Raw genomic sequence first — 20406 nt, 5'->3', positions numbered from 1 at the left:
ATGATTTAAATTTGTATAGAAATAGGCACCCTATAAAATTAACACGTTCCAAATGTCAAATTCCCAAGAATCATGTCGAGTTCGTTAAAATATCCTAAAGTGACACATGCAAAAAAATCACCCTATCGTAAAGTTTACCTTCCACTTTTACGATAGGGTGATTGGGTTGGAATTGCAGCATAGTTCTTCCTTACATTATGTTATTCAGGATTTTGCAAAATCCTCTATTTCAAAATAAATAGAGCTGCTCCGTGAGGAGGTAAATCTGCGGACAGTTCTTGTGTTAAAACACCTAAATTCACATGGTTCCACAAATCTCTGGCATTTGCCTGTCCTTCAATACCAAGGTCTTTTAAGGATACACGCACCTTTGAAGCTTCATCTCCAGCATTAAACAAAGCTGCGTATACATGACCTTCCCCGTTATGTGAAGTCCAAACGATATGTTCATCCTTTCTGTACACCTGCCGCGCATTCAAACCGTTGCGATGAGCATTTAATACTTCTTCATTCGTTAGCAAGGAAAGGGTCCATGCATCATTATCCCGCAGTTCTCCCCCGAACATCAGTGGAGACCGGAAAATGCTCCACAAGGTCATCATCGTTAGCTGCTCATCCTTCGTAAAACGTGTCCATCGGTCATGGCTGCCGGAATTCACCGAATCTACCGAACGAATACCCAGATGACCTAGTGGCAGCATGTCGCAATCCGGCCAGTGACCCGGACCTACATGTTCCGCCCATTTCTCGCAGCGCTCAAACATACCATACAGTAAAGGCCATACATCCCAGAAGTCATCAGTCATACGCCACATATTCGCGTTTGCGATTAAATCAGATGCATGCTCCAGCGGCGCAGGGCCAGGTGATAGACTCAGCACCATCGGACGTCTGCATTGGGCGATAGCCCGCCTAATCAATTCAATTTCCGCCAAATGAATACCATAGAGACGTGATGCAGCAATGTCATCTACTTTGACAAAATCCACACCCCATTCCGCATACAGGTCAAACAACGAATTATAGTACTCCTGTGCGCCTTCCTTGGATGCATCTACCCCATACATATCTGTGTTCCAGGGACAAATAGAGTTGGGATGCGCAATTTGTCTCGCCGTGGCTGTGGTTCCCAAAATCGGGGTATCCTGGTGCACTGCCTGACGGGAGATGCCTCTCATCATATGTATACCAAATTTCAATCCTAGACCGTGTACATATTCCGCAAGAGCTTGGAAGCCTCGTCCATCTGCTGCCGAAGGAAAACGATTCACCGCTGGAATAAGACGTGAAAATGAATCCATTTCCAATGGGACGAACGGGCGATACTGTGAAGAAACTGCTCCTGACTCATACCACTGAATATCCACCACGACATATTCCCAACCATATTCCTTCAGGTGCTCCGCCATATATTGAGCATTTCCCCGTACTTCCTCTTCCCGTACTGCTGCACCGTAGCAATCCCAGCTATTCCACCCCATAGGTGGTGTATGCGCTGTCAAATGATGTTTCATTTCATTCATCCTTTCACCTAGTAAAACTCATCCTGCTACCAGAAATCCCCTCATTACTACGTTACTATTATAATGTAAACCCTTACTTTTGTCGCTCGTCATCTTTTCCATTTCCACTTTTTATACATTTAAGTTGACTAACTTAAAGAATGTGGTACATTTAAAATTGCTTGTTAAAAAACTTTGACTTGAATCAGAGGGTGATTTTACGTGTGTGAACATGCTTATCGAATTTTGTTGTTTTACAAATATGTCAACATAGAAGACCCTGCCACCTTTACGGCAGAGCATCTGGCTTACTGCAAGGAGCTGGGCGTCAAGGGAAGAATCTTGATTGCTGCAGAAGGAATCAACGGAACACTGTCTGGTACAGTAGAGCAAACGGAGCAATATATGCGTGATTTGCGCGCCAATCCGAAATTCCACGATATTGTTATTAAAATAGATGAGTCTGACGGTCATGCGTTCAAGAAAATATTTGTACGCCATCGTCAGGAGCTAGTTACGCTGCGTCATGAGGATGAACTGGACCCTAATGTAATTAGCGGTAAGCGGCTGTCACCAAAGGAGTTTTATGAACAGCTTCAAGATGAAGATGTAGTTGTTCTGGACGGACGTAATGATTATGAATATGACATCGGTCATTTCCGCGGGGCTATTCGCCCTGAAGTCGAATCGTTCCGTGAATTTCCACAATGGATTCGCGACAATATGACTCAGTTCAAAGACAAAAAAATCCTGACATACTGCACCGGAGGTATCCGTTGCGAAAAGTTGTCCGGTCTTCTGATCAAAGAAGGGTTTAACGATGTAGGCCAGTTGGATGGCGGCATTGTGACTTACAGCAAGGACCCGGAAGTACAAGGACGTTTGTTTGACGGTAAATGCTACGTATTTGACGAACGAATCTCCATTCCGATCAATCATACGGATGAAGACGTCATTGTCGGCAAGTGCTTTCATTGTGAAACGTCAAGCGATCATTATATCAACTGCCCGGTGTGCAATCTCCAGCATATCGTATGTCCGGATTGCGAAGAACAGCATCAGCACTATTGCTCTGATGATTGCCGAACCAAAGCGGAAACCGTCGCTACTGCATAAATCGGCAGTATCATTGGTTCATTATAATAAAAGGGATGCCCACAGCCATGATAAACGGCTAATAGGGCATCCCTTTTATTGTTTTCATAATAAGTGTCGAAGGCTTCATAGTATATACCTATGACCTTGATTGTGTTTTCATCTTGGACGGGCTCGAAAGTAGCGCCTTATAATGGAAAATGTCATTACAGAAAGGATGGGTGGAATTCATGATACAAATCGTACTTTCAACTCTATTATCCGTTATCGTTCCGCTGTCCATTCCAGTGATCGCCGGATTTTTACTCGGAAAATTCATGAAGCTGGAAACGAAACCGCTCTCGACTTTGTATTTATATTTTTTAAGCCCCGCCATGATTCTGGACACGCTACTCAAAGCACAGCTTTCTTGGCATGATGTAGCGCAGACTGCCGCTTTTTCAATACTGAACCTGCTGCTGTTGTGGGGAATTGCACAATTAGCGGGGAAAATCTTTAGACTGAGCACTCCGGAAACGGCTGGACTTACCTTAATCTCCACGCTGACCAATAGTGCAAATTATGGCCTGCCCCTTATTTTACTTGCCTTTGGGCAGCTCGGTCTGGATAAAGCCTCCGTGTATGTCGTCATCCAGATAATCATGGTCAATACCATTGGCGTTTACTTTGCAGCCCGCTCTGAATTTTCTGTTCAAAGTGCTGTTAATTCGGTGTTTTCACTTCCTGCGATCTATGCAGCTCTACTCGCCATGGGACTGCGGCTGCTGGACTGGCATCTTCCCTCTGGCATTCAGTCGGGCGTCTCGATGATTGCTGCCGCCTATTCTCCAGTCGTGCTGGCGATCCTTGGTACCCAGATGGCTTATGTAAAAATATTCAAACTGGAGTCGTCTATTAAAAAAGCCAGCTACGCCGGACTAACAATTCGCCTTTTGCTCTCTCCGCTTGCGGCTTGTCTTGCTATGCTGATACTGGGAATTTCAGGCCTTTTGTTCTCCGTTCTCTTCATTCTGGCCTCGATGCCGGTTGCTGTGAATGCTGTCATTTTAGCAGAAAAATTTAATGCATCGCCAAAACTGGTTTCCACCTGCATCCTGTGGAGCACGCTTGCCTCATTCCTGATATTGCCTATTCTGATTATGTTGGTAGCAGGTTAGCGAGAAAAAAAAGACTCTCTACACCATAGAGAGCCATGCACGATCCTGTCTCCATTCTACTTGTACAGGCGTTTCAAAAAAAGCACTAAGTGTGTCACTGCTCAGAATATCAGTCGTTTTACCTTTGGCAAATACCGTGCCCCGGCGGATTAAAATCGTATGCGTGTACATCGGTAGAATTTCTTCGATATGATGTGTAACATACAGTAAATTCGGCGAAGCCTGCGACTCCGATAACTGGCGAATGCTATCTAGCAATGCTTCCCGGGAGAAAAAGTCCAAACCATTACACGCCTCGTCCAAAATCAGTAGCTTGGGCGAGGCCATTAATGCGCGGGCGATAAGCACTTTTTGCTTTTCTCCCTGTGAGCATCCCTGATACAACCGATCCACGAGATGAGCACACCCCAGTTGCGTCATAAGCTGAACGGCCTGTTCATACTCTGTATCCGTCGTCTGATCATAAAGTCCAATGGAGGCAAATTTGCCGCTAATGACAACATCCTGCGTACGATGACTCCCATTAATTCTTTCCTGTAAAGAGGAACTGACCCAACCAATAGATTTGCGCAGCTCCCTCAGATCCACATCCCCAAAGGTATGACCCAATACACCGACACTACCTGTGGTTGGCCATATATAACCGTTAATCATATTGAGCATCGTTGTTTTACCTGACCCATTCAAGCCGAGTACAGCCCAGTGCTCTCCCTCAGCTACCTGCCAATTGATTTGGTCCAATATGGTGCGGTTATCTCTCTTCCAGCTTACATTATTAAGTTCAATGACAGAATTCATGGCTGTACATCCTTTCTATTCGTCGTATCATCAGATGTTTATACGCATAGTAAAGATCATCGTTAGTACGTCTAGCTTCTCTTTCATGTAAGCATAGCACAGGGTCACAGGTTGTTCAATTTTAAATAACCCACTCCATTGTTCATATAGGAGTGGGCTCAACATGTACTGCTCATGTAAATTCTCTTGCTACATCTAATTTTTCTTACGCTCGCGAAAACGGCGTACCTTCATCAAATTACCACACATCTTATCGTCGCAAAATCGCTTTGACCGATTTCGGGTATCATCGTAAAATACCCATCGACAATCGGTATTATCGCAAATACGAATTCTGGAGCCGCCGCTATTGACAAGTGCCTGGGCAAAATCGGCTACAACCTCTGCCAGCACTTTTTTCCAACCATTTGCCACGGGTTCCAGCACAATGCTGAAATGCTCATCCTGTTGCTTTAATAAGCGAGTGACCGGCCCCCCTTCCATCATCTTTCGGTTAATCATATCCACCAGATCAGTTGTCATTTGTCCGCCAGAAGTCAGGTGCTCAGCGAAGCTACGTAATTCCCGCCGGAGAATTTGCATTTCTTCAATATCTTCCGCACTGGCTGGGACCGAAGCGGTAAATTGCCACCGCATAAGAAATTCATTTTGCCATTCGGGCTTCAACAAACGATCTTCTGAACGTCCGCTCCCTCTCCAATCGTGCCATTCGCTGTTTACAAGATCAGTCCAAAGTGTATTCAAAAGAGTTCCTCCACCGTCTGTAACCACTAAAATCATTTTAACTGGTTGCAAATCTTAATTTGTCATGCTACATTGTTAATTGTAACGATTTATCCTATATTTAGCTAGTTACATCCCTACAAAAGGAGTTGGGTTAGGTGAGCCGAGATCGAGTAAATATGCTGGTATTGCAAAGAGAAAATTCATGGGATAAGGAAGAATGGATTGTTCCTCTTGCCGCAGCACTTCACGGTGTGAATACACAGGAGGCCACTTGGACACCACCAGGTGGAGGAAACACGATTTGGCAAACGGTTCATCACATTAATTATTACAATGAGCGTATTTTGAGACGTTTAACTGACCGCCCTATAAGTTCAACTGGAATAAGCAATGATGAGACATTCGGCCCGCCAGGGGATGCTGAAGACCATGAAGGATGGCAGGAGACGCTGAAAGAAGCGGAAGCTCTTGTAAACCAACTGCTTGTCGCCATTACTGCTCTGAATGATGCTGATCTGGATAAGCCTCTCGGCTCCGACACTCTCGGTGCTGAATTATCGCGGTGGACGCTGCACGATGCATATCATAGTGGACAAATCGTACTTATACGCAAACAATTGGGGACTTGGCGAGTTTAAAATGTAATCCTAAATAAAAAGGATGAATTATGAAAAATTCATCCTCAGAGTGTCGAGAAAGTCCAGAGGACTTTTCGACACTTCTATTTTTATATGGGGAGACGCATATTTTAAAACAAAAATCGATTTAAAACGATCTGAGGACCCTAGTTTTTAGACCACTAAGACAGTTTTAAACCCCCTGCAAAAAAACAGGGGGTTTCTCGACAGCCTGAGGATGAATTATGAAAAATTCATCCTTTTTTCTGTATTAGCTGCTGGCAATGAAGCAATCTACTGGTCAAGATATTTTTTGTTTTTTAGAATCTTTAATTACATTCTTATCTTTATTTTTACCTTTATTCTTGTCTTTATTTTTATCTTTATTTGTATCTTTGCTTGGGACGGTGACCTTCCTTTTTTCATTAGCTAGTCGCCAATAGCTTAACACTTTACGGTACATGGACTTATCTGTTAATTGGTTAAAAATATATGGGTCCGGCTTCGTATTCACCTCAATAATCCACGGGATAAAGCGATGATCCAGTCCAATGTCCACACCAATTTGCCGGAATTTCGGATATGTTTTTTGCAGTTGTTTGGCGATAGTAAGACCCAGTTCATTTAGTTTCTTAACCAGCTCCGCCTGCTTGCTTTGCGATAAATGGGATTTTAGTAACTGCTCCAAGGCCATCGGCTTACCACCACTATGATAGTTGGTCACGATTTTACGGGGATGACCAAGACGTCCAATAATTCCGGTAGACTCCCATAGCCCTTTTTCATTACGCTGCACCATGACCCGAATATCAAAATAACGCATTTGATGGCGTAGTAAATGGATTCCCTTTTGAATGAGATAACTTTTCTTCCCCGTATGTTTCGATAGGCTGATATATAGTGCATCCAAATGTTTAAATTCTTGACGCGTTTCCTCATATTGATAGGCGAAACGCTGGCCGGCCTCCTGCTCTACTCTCATTACACCTTTACCAAAGGTACCTCGCTCGGGTTTTACATAGACCATACCGTACTTCTCCAGCATTGATTTCAAATTTGCTTTATTATATTTGCGAGTTTCTGGTACATAAGGTTTGATGCTGCCGTGCTGGAGCAACAATTGGGTTTTATGCCACTTGCTGCGCAACGCCTGCGCTTGTGAAGAATTCACTTGCCCCTCTCCTCTCTACTCTCAGGTAGAACGCTCCTGTTAAAAAAGATCAATCTATCGTATGCGCTAACTCCCCTTTCGAAGCTTCATCAGCCCTGTCCTGCATAGAAATGGACGTTTGACCTTGCCCGGTCGAAAGCGCCTGTCCAAGCATACGATATTGAGAGACGCTGGGAGCGTATATTTGCACATATAGGGAGTGAATGACATGTCAGCGCAATCGGATGGGCCACGGAAGGGTTCCCTTACAATCGATGTTCTGATTCCAGCAATTGATAAAGATATTGCCACACTACCGCTGGTGATTGACAGTCTGCGCCGTCACGTGCAGCACCGAATTGGAACTATTTATATCATCTCACCGCAAAGCACCGGGATTCGCCGTCTGTGCGCAAACAAGAAATGTACATTTATTGACGAAAAAACGGTGCTGCCCATCACCAAAAAACATATTCATTACGGGACAACGCGCTGGGACCGCTCAGGCTGGCTGTATCAACAATTACTCAAAATGAATGGCGACAAAATCAGTAAAGCCTCTTTTTTTCTCGTCATTGACGCGGACACGATTTTGATTCGTCCACATACGTTCCGTAAAGACGGAAAAACGATTTTTTACTACCGCAGCTGGAGCCAGCCTGAGTATTTTCGCACCTATCACAAGTTGATGGGCGTTAAAGCGCCCTCACCAAAGTCCTTTGTTACTCACTATATGCTTTTTGAAAAAGCGCGGCTTACCCAGCTCAAGCAAGTTATCGAGGCACGACATGGGAAACCTTGGTACAACGCAATTATCCACAGCATAGACCGGACAAAGCAGTTTGGTTTTTCCGAATATGAAACGTATGCCAACTATTTATACAGCAATCAACCCTCTCGGATGATTTTGCGCAAGTCATTGAATAAAGCGCTTCATAGTCGGGCTTCTTCCCTGTCGCAAAAACAATTGGATGTCTTGGCCAAGAGCTATCGTTCCTTATCTTTTCATCAACGCAAGGTGTACCAGCTTGCTCCAAAAACAAAGATTGAATCATCGCTAAAATAGTTCTTAAAATCCTGCAAAATGATGCAGTCAAAAATGGATCTGCATTGAAGGAGGAAACGTCCGTGCGCATCGTATTGTTATGCGGTGGTGCTGGAAAACGGCTATGGCCACTATCCAACGAAATCCGGTCGAAGCTGTTTCTCCAGTTGTTGCCCGCCCCTGACGGGCGAAAGGAATCTATGCTCGGCCGGGTGTACCGTCAGCTTACCTTAGCCGGGCTGGATTCCTCTGCCCTGCTTCTGGCTCATCGAAGCCAGGTAAATCTAGCCTTTAGCCATACAGAAGGTCGTCTGCCCGTTCTGGGTGAGCCTGCCAAACGGGGAACCTTCACCGCTGCTGCACTGGCGGCTGCTTATTTTCACACCAGAGGCATGGGGCTGGATGAAGTTCTCTGCATTGCTCCAGCGGACATGTTTGCAGGGGAGGATTTCTTCCATAGCATAGCAGCGCTCTCCGGCTTATTGCTTGAGAGCGGAGCCGATTTGGCTATGCTTGGGACAAGGCCCACTCATCCCTCCGACCAATACGGCTATGTCGTTCCGGGTCTGCAAATGATACGGGAAGGGAAACCTTCTTATGCGCAAGTTGCTCGCTTCACAGAAAAGCCGGATCATTCCGGGGCACAGCAGCTTATTCATCAGGGTGCGCTGTGGAACTGTGGTATTTACGCTTTTACATTACGGTATATGCTCTCCTGTATGGAGCGAAGTTATTTGCCGCTGAACGATAAAGCATTATGCGCAATGTATGATGGCCTCCCGGTTCGCAGTTTCGACGAGGAGATTGCAGAGCGTGCCGAACATGCCATCGTCCTGCCATACGATGGCGAATGGCACGACATCGGCAACTGGCAGGCTCTAACAGAGCAGCTAAATAGCCAAGTGATCGGACGTGGACAGATCAGTGGCCAAACTCATGGCACGTACATCGTCAATGAGTTGCCCTATCCACTTCATGTCATTGGTGTAGAAGATATTATTGCAGCTGCGAGCCCCGACGGCATTCTCATCGCTTCCAAGAGCCATGCTCACGCGATCAAGGACCAGCTAGGTAAACTTCAACTTCACCCCAAGCATGGCGAAACCTCTTGGGGCAGTTACCGGGTGTTGGACGAATTTGATCATCGGAGTCTGAACGATATACTGGCCATACGGCTGACGGTACTGCCAGATCACCGCTTGAATGGCCGTATTCACGGCAGTGGACTTAAAGTATGGACGATCGTGTCCGGCCGAGGAGAGGTCATGCTGAACGGAGAACGTTTTGCTGCGGCAAGCGGTTCTGTATTTAGCATTCCGGTCGATACGTATCACACGATCCGTGCCGATCTGGATACATCACTGGAGCTAATTGAGGTACGTCTGGGGAACAGCTTAGTGAACGCCTTCTATAAATCCGAAGCCTGACAACACATAGATATAATATCAGCACGCCACGGATTCTGAACGAAGGTCGCACATAAAAAATCGCTCCTGAGCAAGGTGCAAAAATCCTTGCTCCAGAAGCGATTTTATTTTGTGGTGCCATATTTTCTTGAGGTAACCGTTCTAACCTTGGCAGATAAATAAACCTCGTTGCCTTTGACTATTCCGGCTTCTTTTAAAAAATGCTGGACGATCTCCAACTGATAGTGTATGCGTACTTTCTTGGGCAGGCTCCAACCCGTTTCCACGGTAACCGCGCGTGCACCTAAAATACGGGCTGCAGCAGTGCGGGAGGAACCTGGAAGCTCATGCAACCGAATGTTGAAATGTCGGTCGCTCATCTGGATGGAGCGATTCATTCGCTTAATAATCCGACGAACCGTAGGTACCACCGGATTGGCCTTATTGGAGATTAGCGTTTGACCAAGCACCTTGGCATCCTTTTGTGACAATCCGTTGGCCTCATGCAAGTCGAGATACCATTCAGGTTGATGCTTTTGTGTTAATTTGAATAGAGCAGCGGAAAGTGGTTGTGTTGCCAGCTGCTTTTTTTTGCGCGGAAAGGTTCGATTAAGATCAGGTATTCCTCTAATCCGTTTGCGGTAAGCCTCTTGATTTACAATCGGTACAATTATAAGCTTACCATGGCTAAATCGCAGTTTTTGCTGATTCAAAAGCTTTACCAATTTCTCAGCAGCTCGTATGCTTGCTATTTCTTTACCATGTATTCCCGCCACTACCATCACACACGGACCTTTCTGTCCCCCTGTAGCTATATAATAAGGAGTTGCCCAAGAGCCCTTTCCGAGCATATATCGTTTGACCTGCATCTCCTTCACCTCCGTATAGGCTGCCGTTGTCCTCTCTTCTGTTCTCGCCGACGGATGATTTCACGGTATAGTCTTAAGTAGTTACTGGTCATCTGTTTGTTGGTAAATCTTTGAGTCACATACAAACGTAGCTGCGCTGGTGACGGGTAATTTTTTTGCTGTGCTTTTCGTGCCATTTGGCTAACCGATTTGCAGATCAACTGTGGAAAGCCCGATAGTACCTCGGGAACGGAGCCATTTTTTAATGCCAGCACCGGTGTTCCACAAGCCATGGCCTCAACCATGACAAGTCCGAATGGCTCTTCCCACAGTGTCGGAAACAACAGACACTCTGCATGTTTCAGCAACTTCTGTTTCTGATCGCCTCCAACTGCGCCTACATAGCGTATATTCGGATTGCGCTGAATTCGTTTCTGAATCTCTTTACGGAAAAATTCTGGTGCTTTGATAGGACCTGCAATAAGCAGTCTTTTTCCTGTTCGTTCTGCAACCTGAATGGCCTCCAATACACCTTTATCTCGTATGATTCTGCCCATGAACAGCAAATAGCCACGCTTCTCACTGCTGAACTCGTATTCATGTGTGTTGATACCGTTATAGATATAAAAACCTTTGCCCCTGCCCATCAGCTGGCGCGCTCGTTTACTTACATATACTGGGTTTTTACCATGTCTCTTCACTGGAAGATGAACGGTGCATACCGATGGACAAGGCAGCTTCCTACGCCCCACAGCAGAACGAAAGGTATGATCATGAATGATATGTGTGTCGGAAGGCATATGCCGGAGTACATATTGGGGGATCTGACTATGTTTCAAACCCTTGGGATAGGGAATCAACCGCGCGCTGCTCCTGCTCCCACGGGCGGCAAAAAGAGATACATGATGCCCTCGTCTCACCAATTCCTCCGTTAATTCATACACGACCTTTTCCGTTCCGCCCTTGTTGGAGGGTACCGGCTGTGCATCGGGATAGTTGGAAATGACCTGAACAATGGTTAAACGTGGTTTTTTGAGTGCTTTATTCTGCTTTGAAGCCATACAAATTCCCCTTCCTGACCGGAAATACGGTGTGATCCTTACGATGTAAACGGGAATCAGAGCATACTCCCGTACAGGTTATAAATTGTAGTATATAGGTATGTATATTTTGCGTGATTGCTTGTGCCAATCGACTGCAAGTCGATTTTTATCATACGAGCCTATCTATAAGTGGAATCTATACATTTTGTCAAGCCAAAATTAAGGAGGAAATTCTCATCGTTTTCTAATAAATGAGGACAAAGCGTTGGGGTAACAGGTTTGTAACCACGAGTGGTAAATTCCGGACATTTTATTTGTGTTATTGTCATTTCAGGACATCAACACAATACGAATAACGGAGGAATTTATATATGAAACGTACTTCTAAAAAATTGTGGATGGGTATTTGCTTTACTATGACTTTGGCATTGAGCGCGGGGAGCTTCGTCGTTGGACCAGCCACCACTCATGCCGCTTCGGCAAGTAAAGCTGATCGGATTATTTCTAAAGGCTCCCAGTATATGGGCGTGCGTTATCAACATGGAGCCCCAGCTGGCAGTACAAGCTCTTTTGACTGCTCTTCATTCACTCAATATGTATTTGCACAAAATGGCATCAAGCTTCCGCGATCTTCCAGACAGCAATCAACTGTTGGCACTTTCGTACCGCGTAGCCAGCTGAAAAAAGGCGATTTGGTCTTTTTCTATGCGCCAATTCATCATGTAGCCATTTACATGGGGAACGGCAAAATTCTGCATACGTATGGTAAAGGCGGCGTAACGGTTACAGATCTAAATTCGGGATGGTGGAGTCGCAATTACACAACAGCACGTCGTGTCCTTTAGCATAAATTTTAGATGATTTCCATCCACCGAATGCTTAACTTACAAGTAACAATAAAAAGGCTGTTCCGCGAGTAGATATTCTACTGGAGGGACAGCCTTTCCTGTTGTCTTTGGGGCAGCGTGACGATGACTACCGTTCCTTCTCCTTCTACGCTCTCCATACGTATCGTACCCTGATGGGCGTCTGTAATTGCCTTGGCAATCGGCAACCCCAGCCCGGTTCCTCCGGTTTTACGATGTCTGGAGCTATCTACCCGATAAAATCGTTCAAAGACCCGCTTGATCTCGCCCTCAGGTATTCCGATCCCATAATCCTTAACCTGGATATAGACATCCTTTTCATCAGTAGATAACCCTATTTCGATCTCATCCGAACTGTATTTTAATGCATTATCCAGCAGGATCACTAGCAACTGCTTCATTTTTGTCAGGTTGGCATCCAGCCAAATTTCGTTCTCTTCTGTTAAAATAGAAATTTGACGATCATGTACAGGCTTGAGATGCGCTACTACCTGTTGACAACAACCGATCATTTCGATCCGCTCATGCGGCTCAGGGTCTTTCTGCTGTGAGGAGGCAAGAGTCAGCAACTGCTGTGTCATCGTACGCATTCGCTGAGTTTCTTCATAGATCGACTCAATGGATTCCTTACGAATCTCCTCATCACGCGTACCCCACCGCCGCAGCATGTTGGCATAGCCCTCAATAATCATAAGTGTCGTATTCAGCTCATGTGAGGCATCTGAAACAAACTGCTGCTGACTCTGAAAGCTTTCTTCTAATCTCTCCATCATTCGGTTAAAAGTAGCGGTCATTTGGGACAATTCATCTTGATTGTGACCACCAACGGGGATTTTTTTGAATTTCAAGCTTCTTTCAATTTCCTGCATCGTTTGAATACTACTTGAAATCGGCAGCAATATCGCATTCGCCAAAATCGTGCTCCCTACCAAACTTAGCAACATAGCCCCTACAGTGGATGTGATGAGGATCGTATTTAAAATATCGAGATTGGTTTCGAGTGCATCCCATTTTTCTACAATCTCCAGGGTCCCCTTCTGATTACCCTCTGGAGAAAGCACAGGGAGATGGATTACCAGAATTTTATGACCCTGTACATCTGTCAGTTGAGAACTTTGTGAAGTGTTAAAACGTATACCGCCCAGCTTAAATCGGGACTGGCGACTTACTTCATACAGAAGTCGGGATTGCTGATCAAACACTCTCAGAGCGGTGTCTCCAGAAAGCTCATCTTTTAGTTTGGAGCCCCATGCATTCTTTAGAATCATCGTGGGTCCTGTTTCGGCAATGATTTCAGTCCATTTATTTTGCAGCACTTCTCTTTCGTTTCGCGTAGCGATTTTGACGAACAATAGGTGAACTGTAACATCCACAAACAGGAGTATCGACATCACTAAAATAGAACTGAGCAGGGTGATTTTGGTCCGAAGCTTCACTAGTCTTCCTCCCGGATGCAGTACCCAACGCCGCGCACGGTTTTTATCAATTTCTTTTTGTATCCATGATCAATTTTTTTGCGAACATACCGGATATACACATCTACGACATTCGTATCACCGACAAAATCAAATCCCCACACGTCCTGAATCATTTGATCCCGCTGCAATACCTGATTTTTGTGCTCCATCAGATAGAGAAGCAGATCATATTCTTTTGGCGTCAGTTCGATTCGATTGCCCTCCCGCACCACTAACCGTGTCTTGCGTTCCAACACCAAGCTGTCCACTTGGAGCCTAGACGGCGGCTTATCCTCTTCTTGTAAAGCGGTAGCTGTTGGCTCCATTTGATGCCTCATACTGGCCCGCATCCGCGCTAATAACTCCTCGATCTCAAAAGGCTTCGTAATGTAATCATTGGCACCTTCATCCAGACCTGAAACCTTATCAGGAGTCGTGTTACGTGCAGTGACCATAATTACTGGTGTATGATTGTCCACTTTTCGAATCTGCTTTAGCACCTCGACCCCGTTCATCTCCGGCAGCATTACATCCAGAATGATGATATCCCATTTACCAGCTAGAGCTTTTTCCAATCCTTCTCTGCCCGTCTGTGCGATTTCAACTGCATATCCTTCATGGGATAACTCCAACTGAAGCAATCTGGATATCTTCTCTTCATCATCAATAACCAGCACCGACTTTTCCATTGCAAAACCACCTATTTTCTATAGAAAAAACAAATGAGTAATGGAAATGACATTCATTTTTTATTTGATTTTAAGCTTTTATCCGTGTAGTCGCTCTATAATATAACTTTGTTATTCAATTTTTTGATGTTAAGGAGTAATTTATTCATGATAATTAATGTAGACTATGCTTTATTTCACTGGATCAATGAACTGGCTAATTCCCTCGCCTTTTTGAATGGAACCATGCTTTTCTTGGCGCAATATGCACCGTATTTATTCGGAGTGGCTTTGCTGATGTACTGGTTCACTTTTAAAATGCCGCATCGGATGATGGTTTTAGAAGCCGTCATAACGGTTTGTATCGGCTTTGTAATTAGTTGGTGCCTTGGACATTTGTTTTACAGAGATCGGCCTTTTGTCGGACATTCAGTCATTCAGCTTATTCATCATGATCCTAATGCTTCATTCCCGAGTAACCATGCCCTTGGATCGTTTGCTCTGGCTACAATTTTATGGCTTCATCATCAAAAATTTCGTGTTCTCTGGGTTATCTTGGCTGTACTCATCGCAGTATCCCGCGTGTGGACCGGAGTGCATTATCCCTCGGATATTTTGGCAGGTGCGCTTATTGGTGCAGTTTGTGCCGTCGGCGTTCATCATTTCATTCGTAGCCGGAAGCTTCCTGGCATCTTCATGCAGGCGGCTATTATATTTTATGAAAAATGGGAGCAGAAGCTGGGGCTCAAGCCTGGTGAACAGGCCAGAACTAAGATGACTGAGCACACTTCCTCTGTCCAAATGAAAAGCAGACGCTAAAGCGTCTGCTCAGGCTGTCGAGAAACCCCCTGTTTTTTTGCAGGGGGTTTAAAACTGTCTTAGTGGTCTAAAAACTAGGGTCCTCAGATCGTTTTAAATCGATTTTTGTTTTAAAAGATGCGTCTCCCCATATAAAAATAGAAGTGTCGAAAAGTCCTCTAGACTTTCTCGACACTCTGAGCAGACGCTAAAGCGTCTGCTTTTTTATAAGCTTTATTATTTCTGCTACCCGTTATGCTGTCGATTTGGAGCGAAGTGGCAGCATTCGTCGTTCTTCGTACCGCTGATAAAACCAAATACAAGCCGCCATCCAGCAGCCACTCATAAAATAGCCACCCACAACGTCGCTCGGATAATGTACGCCCAAATAAATGCGGCTCGTCCCGATTGCTACAATCAGCAGGCTGCTGAGTACAATAAGAAGGATACGCCCCAGCCTAGAAGGAACATGCTTCCACACTAAAAATGTCAGCGCCGCATACATGCTGAAAGCTGTCATGGAATGCCCGCTTGGAAAGCTGTATCCATTCTCTTCAATAATACGGTTAATCTCCGGTCTCGCACGCTGAAAAAGCAATTTAGTATCGTATTCAGCATTACCGATCCCAATACACCAGCCGCCAAAAAAAGCAGTTCTCTGCGGTGTCCCAATACTCTATAGAGCACGAACATGGCAATTAAAATGATGATCACAACTGGAATCCCACTGCCGATCATGGTAAAAAATTTCATTAGACGGGTCATGGCGGGCGACTCTAGTTGTCCAATAGCCGAAATAATTTCCTGGTCAAAATGCCGAACTTGATGGTCACTCACCCATAATGCGACCAAGCCAAAACCGAATGCACATACTATACATGTGAGCAGAGCCAAGGAAATGGGCAGCTTTGTTGATGTTTGCTTCATTTTCTATAGTTCCTCCATAATATTCATTGCGTGATAAAACAAAGTTCAGCATTAGCTTACATATAGGTCTTACTTTGCCCACTTTTCTCTTATCATTTCATTAAAAGAATTAGGTGCGTCACTTTATAATATAAGGATTTCATATTGACTACAAAATCGCAAGCGGAGTGTATCGAAAAAAAGCAGCATCAAAAAAGGACGCCATTCAAGCCTTATAAACGGCTCGAATGACATCCTATGATTACACGTGGCATACTACAAGTGCAATTCCCAAGTTAAACAAACGTCATCTTCTATTTAGGTTGGTGTGACTTCTCCAAGTTTAACCTTACTCTCTGCTTCCTCTATTGGATAGCGTCTGCGGAACCACAGCGACTGAAGCAGCAAAAAGGTGCCGCTTACTGTCCAATATAATGGCATGGCAGCAGGGGCATTAAAGGAAAAGATCGCCATCATAATCGGTGAAAGATAGCCCATGATCGCAAATTGCTTGCGCTGGTCAGGCGTCATCTGAAGCTGAGAAAGCTTGGCCTGTGCCAAGTATACGACTGCGACGACGATTGCCAAAATCCAGTCCGGCTGTCCGAGCCGGAACCATAGGAAGGAGTGAGACGCCAGCTCCGGGGTTAAGCGGATTGCAGTGTACATACCGCTCAAGATCGGGAGCTGAATGAGAATAGGCAGACAACCGATATTAAGCGGATTGAATTGATGCTCTTTGTAAAGCGACATCATTTCCTGCTGCATACTCTGCTGACTGGTGGTATCTTTTTTGTTTTCATACTTCTTCTTAATTCGGTCCAAATCGGGCTGCATGGCGCTCATCTTGCGCTTCATCCCCTGCTGGGCACGCGTTTGACGCATCATAAGAGGAAGTAAGGCCAGCCGAACAATAAATGTCAAAGTCATAATCGCCAGCCCAAAGCTTCCACCAAACCATTGCGCCAATTGCTGAATAAGCCAAGAAAGCGGGAACACCACGTAATGATTAAAAAATCCCGGTGTCTGTGCATTTATCTCCGCAGCATTCGCACCACAACCAGACAGCAGCATGACCACCGCCAACGCTACCATTAATCCAAATATCCGTTCTTTTTTACCCCAAAAGGTGAATCCCTTGAATCGTTTCATATGTTCCTCCTCGTTGATTGGCTGTGCCATCGTTCAACGAGGGAGAACAATCGGATGCATCTTCATCCGGCGCTTCCTTACGCCGGATATGTCGGGCCAGCCGGACAGGCATGTCCTGTCCACGGGCAGACATCGGCATCTGTGGAGAAGCATGAGACCTTACGGGCCCGCCTTCGACCCAGCATTCGGGTACATTGCCATGCAAATGAGCGAGATACGTATAAGTCACTGTGCACAGTAAGCCGATTGTAAATAAATAAGGGAGTAGGTCCTGAAGCTCAAACAAGGGATTCACCTCCTTCGGTTTGTTGCCACAATTATAGCACGAAAACCGGACAAGCGACTAATCTTTAATTAGAGATACAGGTTCGACACAAGCAACTGAATTTAAATATTTATGCTCAAAACAACCAAAATGCAAATACAACATGAAACTTTTGGTTTTTTTACAGTCTAATCAAAGGTGACTTTCTGAAATCCTTACTCCCCTATTAACCATTAAAGGAGCCAGCGCGTATGAGAAAAACGATACATAACACTTTGTTTACAGGATTGGCGGTAGCCAGCATTGGGTTGCCCTTGATCAGCGGTGGATTCGCTGAAAAGGCAAGTGCAGAGCCGTCTGCGGTCTCTATGAGTAACGGCGCTTATAGCACCTCAATCCAAGCACCTGTGATCAAACCTTCCTGGTCTTTTCCCGTTATCCCAATCGATAGAAACCAGTATTCAAATCAGGCGGTTGCAGTAGCAGAAAACGGTAAGGTGTTCGCTGTTGATCCTAACCACAGACTGGTTGCCCTTGAGGCCAACTCGGGACGGAAATTGTGGCAATATGGTGATCAGCTAACCCCTATTTTGATTCATAGCAACGGCATCATTTACGGGATGACACAAAGCGGCTCTATCTATGCTGTTACAGAATCAGGCAAGAAAGTATGGACCACACCGTTAGGATTTACGAAGGCAGATCAAATTCATCGAATCGGCTCAACAGTATACATTACACAGTCGGAGCAGACCGCTGCCATTGATGCTGCTAGCGGCAAACTCAAATGGAAAATTAGTGAGGATAAGAACTCATACAGTGGTTTGGGCGAAATAATGGAAACTGACGGTGTGCTTATCCGCAACTATAATGTACAAGGCAGCCTGACCTTTGAACAGATCAATGCCTATGACGCTAAAACCGGCAAAAAGCTTTGGGACAGCTTTAGAACTTCCTTTCCACTGGCGGTTAAAGACGGAATCGTATACTCTGTAGCCAACACGTTTATGATTGATGATGACCCGGTAAACCATAAAGTTACGATCGCACAGTACGACCTCAAGACAGGTAAATCCAAAGGAGATCGTCAGTATCGCTGGACCGAGCCTGAAAATAAAGACGGTGTCTACCGATCTGGAGGTGTATATGGTTCTGCTTTTTTGTACGGCAAAGATCTTTCAGGGAGAGACACTAGCTTCCTATGATTTTTGGAACTACAAGCCAGACAGCAAACCTGCTCGCAAGTGGGCGCAAAATGGCTATGATCAACTTGTTCCTTTATTGTCTATTCATGAAGGTCGCATGTTCTACCAAGATTTTAGTACATCCAGACTGACTGCTATGAAGCTGTCCTCAGGTCAATTCATTCATTACGACGGCGATAATCCGACCGTTCAAGCTGACGTATTCGGTAAAGGAGTCTATGTCGGGCAATCAGATGGCGTATTTCATGGCTATGATTTGATGAGCTTAAAGCCCGTGTTTGCTGACAACACAGGCTCACGCTCCTTCGGTCCAACGCTCAAATCCGGTGGAATGATATTTATTCAAAGCGGAAACCGTCTGCTTGGCGTCAAGCTCCCTGCTTCTTTAAAATAAGGCCAAAGATTTCAAGCAGCATTCTCGCTGGAACAGCAAAAGGTTAACGGATAGCAAGCATACGATTCAATGCTAGTACAGCATCCTGTCTGATCTGAGCATCCACACGAATCACACCCACAGGCTCACCCCGATCAAACTGCTCCATTGCCCACAGCAAATGGGGAAGATCGATCCGGTTCATGGTCAGACAGGGACACATATCGGGATTGAGCGATTCAATCTGCTGTTCAGGGTACTGCTGTTTGATTCGTTGCACGAGATTCATTTCTGTGCCAACAGCCCATTGGGTTCCCGGCTCTGCCGCGCAAATGGTATCGATGATGAATTTTGTGGAGCCCGCGCAATCTGCGAGCTGTACGACCTCATAAGAGCATTCGGGGTGAACGATGACCCGGATGTTCTTATCACGCTCGCGGACATTGCGAATGTGATCTACTGTAAACTTTTCATGAACAGAGCAATGTCCTTTCCATAAAATAATTTTTACAGTTGCCGGGTCCTGTTCAGTCTCAAGCTGATCGGTCATTGGATTCCACACGGCCATTTCATTTAGCGGAATTCCAAGATCGTAAGCTGTATTGCGACCTAAATGCTGATCCGGCAGAAACAAAATACGTTCCTTTTGCTTCAGCGCCCACTCCAGCACTTGCTTAGCATTCGAAGAAGTCACAGTAGCCCCGCCATGCCGTCCTACAAAGGCTTTGATCTCTGCTGTGGAATTTACATACGTTAACGGAATGATCGTATCTCCTACCAACTCCTGTAAATTCTTCCATGCTCGTTCTGTCTGCTCCACATTCGCCATATCTGCCATCGAGCAGCCTGCACGCATATCCGGCAGGACAACAGTCTGTCGATCAGTAGTCAGCATATCCGCTGTCTCCGCCATAAAATGTACCCCACAAAATACAATAAACTCCGCTTCCTGATTTTGTGCAGCCAATTGAGCAAGCTGTAGAGAATCTCCTGTTATATCAGCAAACTGAATAACCTCGTCCTTCTGATAGTGATGGCCCGGTATGAGCAGCTTGGGTCCCCATTTTTGTTTCAGCTCGGCCACTCGCTGCTCCATGTCAGCAACCGTCAGTGTCTTATAATGCTCTGGCATAAGCCCTCGATTTCCTTGTAAAACGTCAAGCATAGACATTAGAATCCCTCCATATCGATGCGGCTGATCGTTCCCGCTCTCACGAACAGATAACCGCTCTGTGTACATACATGTTTACAAGTGTCTTGACACTTATATTTACACATGCCTACAATAATCTCAAGAGTTTTTGAATGGAATTATTTTTAAGTAGGGAG

General features: G+C 45.2%; 20 protein-coding genes and 1 pseudogene. 9 read left to right on the top strand and 12 right to left on the bottom strand.

Annotated features, from left to right (window positions below; genetic code table 11):
* Window positions 1-224: 224 nt before the first annotated feature.
* Window positions 225-1514, bottom strand: coding sequence for a glycoside hydrolase family 27 protein (locus ACL9RM_RS23905; protein WP_250268229.1), 1290 nt, complete (start codon window positions 1512-1514; stop codon window positions 225-227).
* Between the two features lie 210 nt (window positions 1515-1724).
* On the opposite strand from ACL9RM_RS23905, the gene ACL9RM_RS23900 reads away from it, so the two are divergent.
* Together ACL9RM_RS23900 and ACL9RM_RS23895 are read left to right on the top strand one after the other, a co-directional pair.
* Window positions 1725-2618, top strand: coding sequence for a rhodanese-related sulfurtransferase (locus tag ACL9RM_RS23900; RefSeq protein WP_250268228.1), 894 nt, complete (start codon window positions 1725-1727; stop codon window positions 2616-2618).
* A gap of 209 nt (window positions 2619-2827) precedes the next feature.
* Entirely contained in the window at window positions 2828-3754 is a 927-nt protein-coding gene (locus tag ACL9RM_RS23895; RefSeq protein ID WP_250268227.1) for an AEC family transporter, read from the top strand.
* Window positions 3755-3772: 18 nt separating this feature from the next.
* On the opposite strand, the gene ACL9RM_RS23890 is transcribed toward ACL9RM_RS23895, so the two are convergent.
* Window positions 3773-4552, bottom strand: coding sequence for an ABC transporter ATP-binding protein (locus ACL9RM_RS23890; RefSeq protein WP_250268226.1), 780 nt, complete (start codon window positions 4550-4552; stop codon window positions 3773-3775).
* 195 nt (window positions 4553-4747) lie between these two features.
* Window positions 4748-5296: a CGNR zinc finger domain-containing protein gene (locus ACL9RM_RS23885; protein WP_250268225.1), complete on the bottom strand. Its 549-nt coding sequence runs from the start codon at window positions 5294-5296 to the stop codon at window positions 4748-4750.
* Between the two features lie 137 nt (window positions 5297-5433).
* Here ACL9RM_RS23885 and ACL9RM_RS23880 point away from each other — a divergent pair, with 137 nt between their 5' ends.
* A complete protein-coding gene (locus tag ACL9RM_RS23880) occupies window positions 5434-5916 on the top strand; it encodes a DinB family protein (protein WP_250268224.1) in 483 nt (160 codons plus the stop codon).
* Window positions 5917-6196: 280 nt separating this feature from the next.
* Here the strand turns inward: ACL9RM_RS23880 and ACL9RM_RS23875 are convergent, their stop codons facing one another.
* Window positions 6197-7066, bottom strand: coding sequence for a YheC/YheD family protein (locus tag ACL9RM_RS23875; protein ID WP_250268223.1), 870 nt, complete (start codon window positions 7064-7066; stop codon window positions 6197-6199).
* A gap of 208 nt (window positions 7067-7274) precedes the next feature.
* Here ACL9RM_RS23875 and ACL9RM_RS23870 point away from each other — a divergent pair, with 208 nt between their 5' ends.
* Window positions 7275-8111 (top strand): DUF6492 family protein, encoded by an 837-nt coding sequence (locus ACL9RM_RS23870; protein WP_250268222.1) that lies wholly within the window; start codon window positions 7275-7277, stop codon window positions 8109-8111.
* Window positions 8112-8173: 62 nt separating this feature from the next.
* Window positions 8174-9517, top strand: a complete 1344-nt coding sequence (locus ACL9RM_RS23865) for a sugar phosphate nucleotidyltransferase (protein ID WP_250268221.1) — start codon at window positions 8174-8176, stop codon at window positions 9515-9517.
* Between the two features lie 104 nt (window positions 9518-9621).
* Here ACL9RM_RS23865 and ACL9RM_RS23860 read toward each other — a convergent pair whose 3' ends face one another.
* Both ACL9RM_RS23860 and ACL9RM_RS23855 read right to left on the bottom strand, forming a co-directional pair.
* Window positions 9622-10365, bottom strand: a complete 744-nt coding sequence (locus ACL9RM_RS23860) for a succinylglutamate desuccinylase/aspartoacylase family protein (protein ID WP_250268220.1) — start codon at window positions 10363-10365, stop codon at window positions 9622-9624.
* A gap of 5 nt (window positions 10366-10370) precedes the next feature.
* Window positions 10371-11405: a glycosyltransferase family 4 protein gene (locus ACL9RM_RS23855; protein ID WP_250268219.1), complete on the bottom strand. Its 1035-nt coding sequence runs from the start codon at window positions 11403-11405 to the stop codon at window positions 10371-10373.
* Window positions 11406-11758: 353 nt separating this feature from the next.
* On the opposite strand from ACL9RM_RS23855, the gene ACL9RM_RS23850 reads away from it, so the two are divergent.
* Window positions 11759-12232, top strand: a complete 474-nt coding sequence (locus tag ACL9RM_RS23850) for a C40 family peptidase (protein ID WP_061830140.1) — start codon at window positions 11759-11761, stop codon at window positions 12230-12232.
* 80 nt (window positions 12233-12312) lie between these two features.
* On the opposite strand, the gene ACL9RM_RS23845 is transcribed toward ACL9RM_RS23850, so the two are convergent.
* Window positions 12313-13689 carry a sensor histidine kinase gene (locus tag ACL9RM_RS23845; RefSeq protein WP_250268218.1) on the bottom strand — a complete coding sequence of 459 codons (1377 nt, stop codon included), beginning with the start codon at window positions 13687-13689 and terminating at the stop codon, window positions 12313-12315.
* Window positions 13689-14399: a response regulator transcription factor gene (locus ACL9RM_RS23840; RefSeq protein ID WP_235306313.1), complete on the bottom strand. Its 711-nt coding sequence runs from the start codon at window positions 14397-14399 to the stop codon at window positions 13689-13691. Before ACL9RM_RS23840 ends, ACL9RM_RS23845 begins: the two co-directional genes overlap by 1 nt.
* A gap of 147 nt (window positions 14400-14546) precedes the next feature.
* Here ACL9RM_RS23840 and ACL9RM_RS23835 point away from each other — a divergent pair, with 147 nt between their 5' ends.
* Window positions 14547-15197 carry an undecaprenyl-diphosphatase gene (locus ACL9RM_RS23835; RefSeq protein ID WP_250268217.1) on the top strand — a complete coding sequence of 217 codons (651 nt, stop codon included), beginning with the start codon at window positions 14547-14549 and terminating at the stop codon, window positions 15195-15197.
* A 232-nt stretch (window positions 15198-15429) separates the two neighbouring features.
* Here the strand turns inward: ACL9RM_RS23835 and ACL9RM_RS23830 are convergent.
* The 3 genes and pseudogenes from ACL9RM_RS23830 to ACL9RM_RS23820 all read right to left on the bottom strand — a co-directional run bounded on the left by ACL9RM_RS23830 (window position 15430) and on the right by ACL9RM_RS23820 (window position 17529).
* A pseudogene (locus ACL9RM_RS23830) lies at window positions 15430-16103 on the bottom strand (phosphatase PAP2 family protein).
* 297 nt (window positions 16104-16400) lie between these two features.
* On the bottom strand, window positions 16401-17234 hold the full coding sequence (gene yidC, locus ACL9RM_RS23825) for a membrane protein insertase YidC (RefSeq protein WP_250268216.1): 834 nt from the start codon (window positions 17232-17234) through the stop codon (window positions 16401-16403).
* Complete coding sequence (locus ACL9RM_RS23820) at window positions 17200-17529, bottom strand: hypothetical protein (RefSeq protein ID WP_223830783.1); 330 nt, start codon at window positions 17527-17529, stop codon at window positions 17200-17202. Before ACL9RM_RS23820 ends, yidC begins: the two co-directional genes overlap by 35 nt.
* Window positions 17530-17750: 221 nt before the next feature.
* Between ACL9RM_RS23820 and ACL9RM_RS23815 the strand changes: the two genes are divergently transcribed.
* Window positions 17751-18704 carry a PQQ-binding-like beta-propeller repeat protein gene (locus tag ACL9RM_RS23815; RefSeq protein WP_414126586.1) on the top strand — a complete coding sequence of 318 codons (954 nt, stop codon included), beginning with the start codon at window positions 17751-17753 and terminating at the stop codon, window positions 18702-18704.
* Window positions 18646-19098 (top strand): hypothetical protein, encoded by a 453-nt coding sequence (locus ACL9RM_RS23810; protein ID WP_414126585.1) that lies wholly within the window; start codon window positions 18646-18648, stop codon window positions 19096-19098. The genes ACL9RM_RS23815 and ACL9RM_RS23810 overlap by 59 nt, the downstream gene beginning before the upstream one ends.
* Window positions 19099-19141: 43 nt before the next feature.
* On the opposite strand, the gene nadA is transcribed toward ACL9RM_RS23810, so the two are convergent.
* Entirely contained in the window at window positions 19142-20248 is a 1107-nt protein-coding gene (gene nadA / locus ACL9RM_RS23805; protein WP_250261465.1) for a quinolinate synthase NadA, read from the bottom strand.
* Window positions 20249-20406 lie beyond the last annotated feature (158 nt).

It is taken from the genome of Paenibacillus sp. S29 (assembly GCF_049319765.1).
Taxonomy (GTDB): Bacteria; Bacillota; Bacilli; order Paenibacillales; family Paenibacillaceae; genus Paenibacillus; species Paenibacillus polymyxa_B.
This window is presented reverse-complemented; position numbering and strand designations above follow the sequence as displayed.